The sequence below is a fragment of the Limosilactobacillus walteri genome (assembly GCF_014830205.1).
Classification (GTDB): Bacteria; Bacillota; Bacilli; order Lactobacillales; family Lactobacillaceae; genus Limosilactobacillus; species Limosilactobacillus walteri.
Window position 1 is genome coordinate 65349 of sequence record NZ_QORN01000029.1, and the last position, 13021, is coordinate 78369.

Annotated in this window: 9 protein-coding genes; 8 read left to right on the forward strand and 1 reads right to left on the reverse strand. The window is 40.0% G+C overall.

Features of this window, described 5'->3' with window-relative positions; translation table 11 throughout:
• Positions 1-17 precede the first annotated feature (17 nt).
• The 6 genes from uvrB (at position 18) to whiA (ending at position 9604) form a co-directional block, all read left to right on the forward strand.
• A complete protein-coding gene (uvrB, locus tag DTK66_RS07590) occupies positions 18-2033 on the forward strand; it encodes an excinuclease ABC subunit UvrB (protein ID WP_191668279.1) in 2016 nt (671 codons plus the stop codon).
• A gap of 16 nt (positions 2034-2049) precedes the next feature.
• A complete protein-coding gene (gene uvrA / locus DTK66_RS07595) occupies positions 2050-4914 on the forward strand; it encodes an excinuclease ABC subunit UvrA (protein WP_191668280.1) in 2865 nt (954 codons plus the stop codon).
• Positions 4915-5185: 271 nt separating this feature from the next.
• Positions 5186-6520 carry an APC family permease gene (locus DTK66_RS07600; RefSeq protein WP_191668310.1) on the forward strand — a complete coding sequence of 445 codons (1335 nt, stop codon included), beginning with the start codon at positions 5186-5188 and terminating at the stop codon, positions 6518-6520.
• A gap of 255 nt (positions 6521-6775) precedes the next feature.
• Complete coding sequence (gene rapZ / locus DTK66_RS07605) at positions 6776-7648, forward strand: RNase adapter RapZ (RefSeq protein ID WP_191668311.1); 873 nt, start codon at positions 6776-6778, stop codon at positions 7646-7648.
• A gap of 15 nt (positions 7649-7663) precedes the next feature.
• Positions 7664-8650: a gluconeogenesis factor YvcK family protein gene (locus tag DTK66_RS07610; protein WP_153930362.1), complete on the forward strand. Its 987-nt coding sequence runs from the start codon at positions 7664-7666 to the stop codon at positions 8648-8650.
• A gap of 15 nt (positions 8651-8665) precedes the next feature.
• Positions 8666-9604 carry a DNA-binding protein WhiA gene (gene whiA / locus DTK66_RS07615; protein WP_153930363.1) on the forward strand — a complete coding sequence of 313 codons (939 nt, stop codon included), beginning with the start codon at positions 8666-8668 and terminating at the stop codon, positions 9602-9604.
• Positions 9605-9692: 88 nt separating this feature from the next.
• Here whiA and clpP read toward each other — a convergent pair whose 3' ends face one another.
• Complete coding sequence (gene clpP / locus DTK66_RS07620) at positions 9693-10286, reverse strand: ATP-dependent Clp endopeptidase proteolytic subunit ClpP (RefSeq protein WP_003666435.1); 594 nt, start codon at positions 10284-10286, stop codon at positions 9693-9695.
• Positions 10287-10994: 708 nt separating this feature from the next.
• Between clpP and DTK66_RS11130 the strand changes: the two genes are divergently transcribed.
• Positions 10995-11126 (forward strand): hypothetical protein, encoded by a 132-nt coding sequence (locus tag DTK66_RS11130; RefSeq protein ID WP_255505084.1) that lies wholly within the window; start codon positions 10995-10997, stop codon positions 11124-11126.
• 155 nt (positions 11127-11281) lie between these two features.
• Entirely contained in the window at positions 11282-12634 is a 1353-nt protein-coding gene (locus tag DTK66_RS07625) for an MFS transporter (RefSeq protein WP_191668281.1), read from the forward strand.
• Positions 12635-13021 lie beyond the last annotated feature (387 nt).

Here is a 13021-nt window from a genome sequence, read left to right on the forward strand (position 1 = left end):
AGAGGGAGGACCTTTTTGTGATATACCGGCAACCAGATAAAAAATTTGAATTAGTATCAGATTATCAGCCAACAGGCGATCAACCCCAAGCGATTGCACAATTGACTAAGGGAATTGAAGAGGGCGAGAAGTCTCAAATCCTATTAGGAGCCACAGGGACAGGAAAAACATTTACGATTTCAAACGTTATCGCTAATGTCAATAAGCCGACATTGATCCTCTCTCATAATAAGACGCTTGCGGGACAGCTTTATGGTGAGATGAAAAAGTTCTTCCCTCATAATGCAGTTGAATATTTTGTTTCATACTATGACTATTACCAACCGGAAGCATATGTTCCTTCTAGTGATACATATATTGAAAAAGATGCTTCAATTAACGACGAGATTGATAAATTGCGCCACTCAGCGACTACTTCATTGCTAGAAAGAAATGACGTTATTGTGGTTGCTTCAGTATCGAGTATTTTTGGATTAGGTGATCCGCGGGAGTACCAGAATAGTGTCCTTTCTTTGCGGGTAGGACAAGAGATCGAACGTGATCGGCTGTTAACCGACCTTGTTAACATTCAGTTTGACCGTAATGATATTGATTTTCAACGTGGACGGTTTCGGGTACGGGGCGACGTTGTCGAGATTTTTCCCGCTTCTCGTGATGAGCGGGCTTTACGGGTTGAATTTTTCGGAGATGAGATCGACCGGATTCGCGAAGTTGACGCTTTAACTGGCGAGGTGATCGGTGACCGTGACCATGTTTCGATATTCCCAGCGACGCACTTTATGACTAACGAAGAAGTGATGGATCGCGCGCTTCCGCAGATTGAAGCGGATATGAAAAAACAAGTAAAGAAATTTACTGATGCTGGAAAACTTCTTGAAGCCGAGCGGATTCAGCAGCGGACGACTTACGATATCGAGATGATGCGGGAGATGGGTTATACCAACGGAATTGAAAACTATTCCCGCTATATGGACGGACGAAAACCGGGTGAGCCGCCATACACGTTGCTTGATTTCTTCCCGAAAGACTTTTTGCTTGTTGTTGATGAATCCCACCAAACAATGCCGCAGGTACGTGGAATGTACAACGGCGATCGCGCCCGGAAACAGATGCTAATCGATTATGGATTTCGGTTACCAAGTGCCTTAGATAACCGTCCATTAAAACTACCAGAGTTTGAGCAACACGTTAACCAGGTTGTGTATATGTCAGCTACTCCCGGACCTTATGAGATGGAGCAAACTGACCATGTTGCCCAGCAGATTATTCGGCCAACCGGACTTCTTGATCCGACAGTTGAAGTACGACCAGTAATGGGGCAGATTGATGACCTCGTTGGCGAAATCAATAAGCGGATTGAGCGTAATGAACGGGTATTTGTGACTACGTTGACGAAGAAAATGTCAGAAGACTTGACTGATTATTTGAAAGACATGGGGTTGAAGGTTAAATACCTCCATAGTGATATTAAGACGCTTGAGCGGACTCAGATCATTCGGGACTTGCGGCTGGGTAAGTTTGATGTTCTGGTCGGAATCAATCTTTTGCGGGAAGGACTTGATGTTCCTGAAGTATCGTTAGTAGCGATTCTGGATGCTGATAAGGAAGGATTTTTACGAAATGAGCGCTCACTGATCCAGACAATTGGCCGGGCAGCGCGGAATGAGAACGGTGCTGTTATTATGTATGCTGATACAGTAACTGATTCGATGCAAAAGGCAATCGATGAGACGAAACGCCGGCGGACGATTCAGATGAAGTATAATGAAGAGCACCATATTACGCCACATACAATAATTAAACCAATTCAAGAAGCAATTTCCGTTACTAAAAAGGCGGCGGATGATGAAGAACAAGTCAATAGTGCCGAATTTACAGATAAAGATTTTGCTAAGCTTGATAAAAACGCGCAGGTCAAAATGCTTGATGAATTGACAGAACAAATGCGATCAGCAGCTAAGCGCTTAGACTTTGAACAAGCCGCTACTCTTCGCGACACAATTATGGAATTAAAAACACAAGTTAAAAAATAAAAGGAGGGATTAGTTCGTGGCAAATGATAAGATCATAATCCATGGTGCACGAGCACACAACTTGAAAAATATTGACGTGACGATTCCTAAGAATAAGCTAGTTGTTGTAACAGGATTGTCAGGTTCTGGCAAGAGTTCACTGGCATTTGATACCCTTTATGCCGAAGGACAACGACGCTACGTGGAGAGCCTGTCTGCGTATGCGCGGCAATTTTTAGGACAGATGGACAAGCCGGACGTCGACTCAATTGACGGGCTTTCACCAGCAATTTCGATTGATCAAAAAACAACGTCGCATAACCCCCGCTCAACGGTTGGAACTGTTACTGAGATCAATGACTTCTTACGTTTATTATGGGCGCGGGTTGGTACACCGATTTGTCCAAATGATAATATTCCGATTACTAGTCAATCGCCGGAACAAATGGTTGACCGTGTACTGGAATTACCGGAACGGACTCGTTTGCAAATTTTATCCCCAGTCGTTCGTGAAAAAAAGGGGACGCAAAAGAAAGTTTTTGAGACAATTAAGCGTGAAGGCTTTGTTCGAGTGCAGGTAGATGGGGAAACTTATGACCTTGATGAAGTGCCGGAATTAGATAAAAACAAAAAGCACACGATTAACGTTGTGATTGACCGAATTATTATTAAAGACGGTGTAAGATCGCGGCTATTTGATTCTTTTGAAGCAGCGCTTCGCTTAAGTAAAGGGTATGCGATTGCCGATATTATTGGTGGCGACCCAATTCCTTTCTCAGAACAGTATGCCTGTCCAATTTGTGGCTTCACGGTTGGTGAATTAGAACCACGCCTATTTTCTTTTAATGCACCGACTGGAGCCTGTCCCGAGTGTGAAGGATTAGGGTTGAAGCTAGAAGTAGATATTGATTTGGTTGTCCCCGATCCTGCTAAGACATTGAGAGAAGGGGCCATCGTTCCGTGGAATCCGATTTCTTCACAATACTATCCGCAGCTACTAGAACAATTTTGTAAATCGGCGGGGATTGATATGGATACGCCATTTAATAAGTTACCGAAAAAGCAGCAACAACAGGTTCTCTATGGGAATGGTGCTAAGACATTCCACTTTCATTATGAAAACGATTTTGGCGGTATCCGTGATGTTGATGTGCCTTTTGAAGGAGTGATTAACAACATCAATCGGCGTTATCGGGAAACTAATTCCGACTTTACTCGTGAGCAAATGAGAAAATATATGACGGAGCTGCCATGTCCGGTTTGTCACGGCTATCGTTTAAATCAGCGTGCGTTAGCAGTCAAAATTGATGGTAAAAATATTGGAGAAATTTCTGACTTACCAATCAGTGAATCACTTGAGTTCTTTAAAGATGTTCAATTATCAGATCAAAATCAGCAAATTGCTAAGCCAATTTTGAAGGAAATTATTGACCGATTAACATTTATGAAAAATGTTGGAGTTGAATATTTGACGCTTAGTCGATCTGCGCGGACGCTTTCTGGTGGTGAAGCCCAACGAATTCGATTGGCAACCCAGATCGGCTCGAATCTATCGGGGGTAATGTATGTATTAGATGAACCATCAATCGGGTTGCATCAACGGGATAATGACCGGTTAATCGCTTCCTTAAAAGCAATGCGCGACCTTGGCAATACATTGATTGTGGTTGAGCATGATGAAGACACGATGCGTGCTGCTGATTATATTATTGATATCGGTCCTGGCGCTGGTGAAAATGGTGGACAAGTAATGGCTGCGGGCACGCCGAAGCAGATTATGCGCTCACGAAAGTCGCTTACTGGTCAATATCTTTCCGGAAAGAAATTTATTGAGGTCCCGCAGGAACGGCGACCAGGGAATGGCAAAAAAATTACGATTAAAGGCGCTGCTGCAAACAATTTAAAAAATATTGATGTTGATTTTCCTTTAGGTAAATTTATCTGTGTAACAGGTGTTTCTGGTTCTGGGAAGTCAACGCTGGTTAATTTGATTTTGAAGCGGGTCTTGGCACAAAAATTAAATAATAACTCTGCTAAACCGGGGAAGTATAAGTCAATTAGTGGTGTTAAAAACATCGAAAAGGTGATTAATATTGACCAATCCCCAATTGGACGGACACCTCGAAGCAATCCAGCTACTTATACTGGAGTCTTTGATGATATTCGGGAGTTATTTGCGCAGACTAACCAAGCAAAGATGCGGGGCTACACAAAGGGACGCTTTAGCTTTAACGTAAAGGGTGGTCGTTGTGAGGCATGTCGTGGTGATGGAATTATTAAGATTGAGATGAACTTCTTACCAGACGTATACGTTCCTTGTGAAGTATGTCATGGTACCCGTTACAACTCTGAAACGCTTGAAGTTGAATATAAGGGAAAAAATATTGCGCAAGTACTGAACATGACTGTTTCTGAAGCATTAGCATTCTTTAGTGCAATTCCGAAGATCAAGCGTAAGCTTCAAACAATTGAAGATGTTGGTTTAGGTTATGTTCACCTCGGACAGCCGGCAACTACTCTTTCTGGTGGTGAAGCCCAACGAATGAAGTTAGCGGCTGAATTGCACCGACAATCTCACGGTAAGAGCTTCTATATCCTCGATGAACCAACAACTGGGCTGCACATGGACGATATCAAGCGACTATTAGCAGTTCTTCAACGATTAGTAGATGCTGGAAATACAGTATTGGTTATTGAACATGACTTAGATGTGGTCAAGTCAGCTGATTGGTTAATTGATCTAGGACCGGAAGGAGGAGCCGGGGGCGGTAATATCGTTGCAACAGGGACTCCTGAAGAAGTGGCAGAAGTAAAAGAAAGTTATACAGGCCGCTACCTTAAAGAGATGCTTACGCGAGATCAAAACTGGGCAGCAGAACGAGCAGCCAAAAATAAAAAATAAAAAAAGAGTTGCAAATTTAATCTTCTAATGGTATTCTAATAAAAATCAACGTACACGAAATGAGGGAAAACAAATGTTACGATTAGTTAATCAAAATCAACAATTTTCTTCCTCCTCAGCCTCTAGTTCCATTAAGGCTGAGTGATTTTGGTGTACCCATAGACAGGTGTAAATATACCCGGGTCTCTATTAATCATTTGGCAAGTCCTTATGATTAATGTAACGAGACCTGGGTTTTTATTTTGCCTAATATTAGAATGGAGGAATGATGATGAATCAACAACCAGCAGATGAATTAAAAAGGTCGCTTGGGTTCTGGTCTGCCATTTCGATTGTTGTTGGAACAATAATCGGGTCAGGAATCTTCTTTAAACAGGGATCAGTTTTAGATAGTGCTGGAACTTCTACCCTAGCGATTGCTGCCTGGGTATTTGGTGGTATTATTACCCTCACTGGTGGACTAACAGTCGCTGAAATTGGGGCCCAAATGCCATACACTGGGGGTCTATATGTATACATTGAAAATATTTATGGTCGTTTACTAGGCTTCCTTGCTGGCTGGATGCAGGTGATTGTCTATGGCCCAGCGATTATTGCTTCGGTAGCCGGCTTTATGAGTATTTTAATGGCAAATTTCTTCGGCCTCGGGGCAGCATGGCGCATTCCGTTAGCGGTTATTACGGTCGTTGCAATTGGGATTATGAACTTATTTGAAAATAAAGTTGGAGCTATTTTTTCCATTATTACAACTGCTGGTAAAATGATTCCGATTGCAGCTATTATCATCTTTGGGCTGTTTTGGGGACACCAAGATGCTTTTGGTCAAACAGTTACGGAAGTCCATCAAGCAACCGGCGGCTTCGGAGTTGCCGTTCTTGCAACCTTATTTGGTTATGATGGCTGGATTTTAATTGCTAACCTTGGTGGTGAAATGAAGAATCCACAAAAATTACTCCCTAAGGCAATTATTTTTGGGATTACCGCTGTTCTAATTATCTATACATTAATTACTGTTGGTATTTTGAAGTTTCTTCCCGCTAATACAATTCATCGGTTGGGAGAAAATGCCACTGCTTACTTAGCTGTTAAGGCTTTCGGGGCTGTTGGCGGTAAATTATTATCAGCGGGAATTATTATCTCAATGATGGGAACATTAAACGGTAAAATGATTACTTTCCCGCGGATTGTCTACGCAATGGCCCGCCGTCGTGACCTACCGTTCTCACGGTATCTTGCTTATATTACGCCTAAAGGAAAATCGCCAGTTGTTGCTACGATTTTTATTATCGTGCTAGCGACGGTGATGATGTGTTTCTTTGATCCAGATCACTTGTCAGACTTGTGCGTGTTTACAGTGTATTGTTTCTACTTGTTAGCCTTCTTTGGGATTTTCATCTTGCGGCGTAAAAATAAGGGACCTCGTCCATTTAGTACGCCACTATATCCGCTTGTTCCCATTGTTGCAATTGCCGGCGGAATTTTTGTACTGGTAAGTGAGGTATTGAATGACCCGGCTGGTGTTCTTCTCTTTGTAGGAATTGTGATTGTTGGTTTACCAATTCTTTACATTGTTAAACGAATGGATCAGCGTCGAATGAAATGGTAACTAATAACTATTAATGGTGAATAAGGCTGTGACATAAGGCATCGATATAATTGCAAATGCTACAGCGCAGTATACAAAGGACTCTAGTATTCGGCAAAACTGAATGCTAGAGTCCTTTGTATGTTTGTGGGGTCGTGAAGCTGAAGTCATGAATAACTTCTGTCACGCGCCATTTCTTTTTGAGATTCAATTAAGACACGCCCGGCTTGATATGGTAAAATAGGTGGGTAGCTGTAAGGAAGAAGGGAACTAATGATGGCGGATAATAAATTAAAAGTAGTAATAATCACGGGGATGAGTGGGGCTGGTAAAACTGTTGCCGTCCACAGTCTAGAAGATTTAGGTTATTTCGTAATTGATAATATGCTTCCGAGTCTCGCTGGGAAATTTGTGGATGTAGTTAAAGATTCTGGTGAATTTAATAAGATAGCGATGGTGATGGATACTCGTTCACGGGGATTTTATGACGAGGTTTTGCCAAATTTGGAAAGGCTGAAAGAACGGACAGACCTTGATGTTAAGTTGCTATTTCTTGACGCTAATGACGTTACGTTAATTTCACGGTATAAAGAAACGCGGCGTGCACATCCGCTTTCTCCGCATGGTCGAATTCTCGATGGTGTGGAATTAGAACGAAAGCTTTCGGCGGACCTTAAGAGTCAGGCTGATGTTGCTATTGATACCACCAACATAACACCACGCAACCTTAAATTGCGAATTAATAAGCTTTTTGGTCATGGGGAAGGTAATGATTTCTATGTTGAAGTAATGTCATTTGGCTTTAAATATGGGTTACCACTAGATGCTGACATTGTAATGGATGTACGTTTTCTTCCTAACCCATTTTATATTCCAGAATTAAAACATCAGACAGGAAATGATAAAGCGGTTCAAGAATATGTAATGAAAAGTCCGCTTGCCCAAGAATTTTACCAACATTTGCAGTCGCTTCTGCAAATAACTCTTCCAGGTTATATTCGCGAAGGAAAGAGTAGTTTGACAGTTGCTATTGGCTGCACGGGTGGGCAACATCGGTCAGTGACGATTGCTAATAAGATATCAGCAGATTTAGCGTCTGATGGGTACAAAATAAATACATATCATCGTGATATTGATAAGGCAAAATAAAGAGGAGTTTTAATTATGTTGCATAAACCAAAGATTGTTGTGATCGGTGGAGGAACTGGACTGCCAGTCGTGCTCCGCGGATTACGTGATCAAGATGCTGATGTTACTGCTGTTGTAACTGTGGCAGATGATGGGGGCTCATCAGGAATTTTACGTAATTATATTAACGTTGTTCCACCTGGTGATATTCGCAATGTGTTAGTGGCGTTGTCAGAATTACCTGATCTTGAACTAAATATTTTTCAGTATCGTTTTAAGAGTAGTGATCAATTTTTTGCAGGACATGCAATTGGCAACCTCATCATTTCTGCTTTATCAGAAATGAAAGGGGGAATTTTTACAGCTGTTCAAGAATTGTCACTAATGATGAAAATAAAGGGTCATATTTATCCGGTGGCTAATGAGCCCTTAACTTTAAATGCAGAATTTACGGATGGCACTAAGTTGAGCGGGGAATCAGAAATTACAGCCGCACATAAGCAAATTAAACGGGTATGGGTAACTCCTTCTTCCGACAACGATGGTCACCAAGCCCATCCTGTCTCAGAGGTTTTAACGGCGATTAAAGAAGCAGATCAGATTGTTATTGGTCCTGGTAGCTTATTTACAAGCATTTTGCCAAACTTAATGATTTCTGAAGTTGGACGAGCAGTTTGCGAAAGTAAAGCTGAAGTAATTTATATTTGTAATATTATGACGCAAAAAGGTGAGACGGATAACTTTACTGATGCTGACCATGTTCGGGTGCTTAATCGACACCTTGGTAAGAACTTTGTCGACACTGTATTAGTAAATATCCAGCCTGTTCCGGCAAATTATCTTGATTTTCAAGAATGGAATGAGATTTCTCAACCCGTTAAACACGATTTTCAAGGATTACGCGAGCAGGGATGCCGAGTAATCAGCTCTAACTTTTTGCGCTTAAAAGATAATGGGGCTTTCCATGATCGAGATAAAGTAGTCGCTGAGTTAATGAATCGGCTTCACCAAGTCCATGAATAAGGAGGTGGGTAGTAGATGTCATATGCAAGTGAAGTGAAAAAAGAATTAACGGGGATTAAGGTTCATCGAGATAATGCGAAGGCCGAATTAATGGCGTTGATCCGTATGAATGGGTCCATCGGAATTGCCGACCACCAGTTGATTTTAAACGTTCAAACAGAAAATCCAGCGATTGCACGACGGATATATTCACTACTAAAACAATTTTATGAAGTCGAAAGTGAAATTGTCGTACGGCGAAAAATGAAGTTGAAAAAGAATAACCAGTATATTGTTCGCTTGCGTTACCATGCCCAACGTGTATTAGATAATTTAGGAATCTTGCAAAATTACCAAATTAAGGAACAGGTTCCGGTTGAATTATTAAAAGATGAATGGATGGTTCGTTCTTATCTCCGAGGGGCATTCCTTGCTGGTGGCTCTGTAAATAATCCGGAAACCTCTCGTTACCATTTAGAGATTTATTCACTATATGAAGAGCATAATGAGATGATTGCTCAGATGATGAATAAATTTGGCCTAAACGCGCAAACTACAGCACGACGGAGTGGTTTTATTGTTTATCTTAAAGAAGCAGAAAAAATTGCTAACTTTATGTCATTAATCGGGGCTACTAATTCAATGCTTCAATTTGAAAACGTTAGAATAGTTCGTGACATGCGCAATTCGGTTAATCGATTGGTAAATTGTGAAAATGCTAATTTAAATAAGATTGCTAACGCTTCAACACGACAGATTGAAAATATTGAACTGATTGATTCACGGGTCGGTTTAAGTAGTTTACCAGATAAATTGCGGGAAATTGCGGAAACACGGTTAGCTCATCAAGAGGTCAGCTTAAAAGAGCTGGGGGAATTGGTGCCAGGAGGACCAATTTCTAAATCGGGTGTAAATCATCGTTTGCGCAAATTAAACGCATATGCTGATGAATTACGTGCATCACAAACAAATTAAAAAAGAAGACAAGCGCAGAGCTAAAAGCACTATCGCTTGTCTTCTTTATTATTAATTACTGAATATTGTGAAAATCCAAACTAATTAATTACTTTAATTTTGAATTATTTTCCATCACTCCATCAAGTAAGCCATAGTCAACAGCTTCTTGCGCAGTTAAGTAATGGTCACGTTCAGTATCAGCTTGAATCTTTTCGATTGGCTGTCCAGAATTCTTAGCTAAGATGCCATTTAACATCTTACGGGTCTTCAGAATTTCGGTAGCAGCGATTTCAATTTCAGTTTGTTGACCTTGAGCACCACCAGATGGTTGGTGAATTAGCACTTGAGAGTGAGGTAAACCAAAACGCTTACCTTTTGCACCAGAAGATACTAATACACTAGCCATTGAAGCAGCCATCCCGATAACAATCGTTTGAACATCTGCTTTAATGAAGTTCATTGTATCGTAGATTGCCATTCCAGAGGTAACAACCCCACCAGGTGAGTTAATGTATAAGTAAATATCTTTAGTTGAATCTTGCGCGTCTAAGAATAGAAGTTGCGCAACAATTGAGTTTGCCATTTCGTCTTCAATTGGACCGGAAAGCATGATAATCCGATCCTTCAGAAGCCGTGAATAAATGTCATAGGCGCGTTCACCACGAGATGATTGCTCAATGACAGTAGGAACTAAGTTCATAGTGTGGCCTCCTTGTATAAATTAGCACTCGTTAGACTTCTATGCTAACGGATAATAATACTATACTCGATTGGTCAAAAAAGGTCAAATGTTTTAACCGAAAATTTAAAATTAAAATCTAAATAACTTTTTTAGCAGCATGGTTGGTTATGCTGGCATGACGTTAGAACATGGTGAACTATCTGCCATTTATTAGGTTTTACAATAAAAAAAGCCTGATGAAAATTTTTAGTTTTTCACTAGGCTCTATAGCTTATCAGGTTATTTTTGATTAAGACTTGCACTCACTAATGCTAATTCGGTTGCCGCACATTCCTTATCTAATTCTGCCCAATTATTAGTAACGTTAAATACATTTAATGAATTTGTTTTCATGATGTTTTCCTCCATAAAATTATGCTTTATTTTTCTAGCTTTGGTTTATATTCTGTATCATACTACAATTGGTCTGAAATTGAAAGCTTTTAGTGATAATGATTATCGCTGTAATATTAAAATTGGTATAGATATATTGCTGAGATAGTAGATAGGCTGGTAAAGATAATCGTTTAGCAAATTGCTTAAGATTTTTAAAAAGTAAAGCGCCGGTACTACAACAACATTCATATAATTTGATTTGCTAATAGGTAGACTTGCTTTTTAAAACAATGCCCGGTATAATTGGAACGTTAATTAATTTACGTTTAATATTAAAGGAGGCATAGTCACATGCGTAAAGCACACCCATACGGCGTACAAGGCCGTCGCCCAATCGCTTCTAAGTATAAGCGAGCATTAAAAGAAAAGAAGATTGAAGCTATTCGTAAGTGGGCTAAGGAAAAGCCAGCTGATGAAAAGTAATAAAACTTTAGTGGGACTAGGATAATTTAGTTATCTTAGTCCCTTTTTCTATATAAAACAATTTAATGCAAAAAAGAATATTAATCCATTATAAGTTATGATAAAATATTAAAGCGCTTTTGAAAGCGATATCAATAATCAAAGAGGTGAGAAATATGTTCTCGTTTTTAAAACCTGCACCTGTAGCAGCGAAAAAAGTGCCGAGTGATAAGGTGGCTAGCTCATATCGTTGGCACCAGTTTGGGGTTTTGTTAGCAATTTGTATCGGTTATATTGGCTATTATGTTATTCGTTTAATTTTTACAACCGAACAAAATGAAATCATGAAGCAGTATGGTTTTACCACTGCAGATGTTGGAATGGTTCTTTCGTGTTTTGGAATTGGTTATGGAATTTCTAAACTATTTATGGGAGCTTTGAGTGATAAGAGTAATACCAATCACTACTTGGCAACCGGATTAATCGTTTCTGCTCTTTTGAACTTTGGATTAGGGGCAACTCGTAACCTTTACGTAATGATGATTTTAATGTTGGTTATGTCAATTGCTCAAGGAATGGGGGCAGCTGCTTGTCAACGTTCAGTTCAATTATGGTGGGGAAAGAAACACCGTGGAGCGATATACTCAATCTGGTCATCAGCCCATAATGCTGGTGCGTTTGTCTGTGTTGCAGTCGTTCAATTAGCAACGTTTATGTTTGCAGGATCAATTCCAGCAGTCTTTTATACTTCCTCGGTCGTTTCCTTAGTTATTGCAGCATTTGTTTTACTGGTTGGTGCTGATCGTCCGGTAAGTGTTGGTCTGCCTAGTATCTCTGAATACACTGGTGATGAAGTTGTGCTTGAAAATGGTGATGAATCTGCTTCAGAAGAAACGAGCTTAACCCTTCCGCAAATCTTTGTTAAATATATCTTAACAAATAAGGTAGTGTGGGCGATTACATTAACATCCATGTCCTTATACCTAGTGCGTTACGGAATTATGAGCTGGATTCCAAGCTACTTAGTTGAATCAAAGGGTTTTACAACCAACTTTGCTAAATGGCTTGTCGGAATTTTTGAATTAGCTGCAGTTCCTGGTGTAATTATTATGGGAGCAATTTCTGATGCCCTAAAAGGTCGGCGTGCAATTGTATGTATTATATGTGTAATCGGCTTATTTGTATGTTTAACCACGTACTTTTTCAGCACAAATCATGCATTGATTGTAACAGTATTATTTATTATGGGGACCCTGATTTATGCACCATTAACATTAGTCGGACTAATGGTTAATGAAGCTGTACCAAAGTTTGCTGTTGGTTCTTCAACTGGATTTATGGGCTTTTTCCAATATATATTTGGTGAGACATTAGCAACAGCGTTAATTGGGATTTTGGTTTCTAAGTACGGCTGGCTTGCAAGTAATATTGTTTTATATGCCGCATCGACGTTAGCGTTGCTATTATTAATTTATATTCTTATTGCAGAACGTCATGCCGAAAAAATTGCTGATTCAAGTAAAGATTAATTAGAAGCAGGCAGTAATTAGGAAGAAATCGTCTTACGGTTGCTTTCCTTGATTAGCCTTTGTCATATTCAAAAACGAAAAAATGGTTGCGGAAAAATACATTCCGCAACCATTTTTAATTAAGATATAAAAAAGCAGAGGAACGAATCCTCTGCAGATATGCGCCCCCCGAGAGTCGAACTCGGATCTCGAGAACCGGAATCTCACGTGCGATCCATTACACTAAGGGCGCGTCAACAGATATTATGATATCTTAATCGAGATAAAAATGCAAGTATTATTTGAAATTTTTAATCAAAATAACGCTTACATCAGAAAAATGTTGTTATTGAATAGACAATTTTTTTGAAGATGGTATCATAAGTATCGTAGGAGTTGTATATTGCT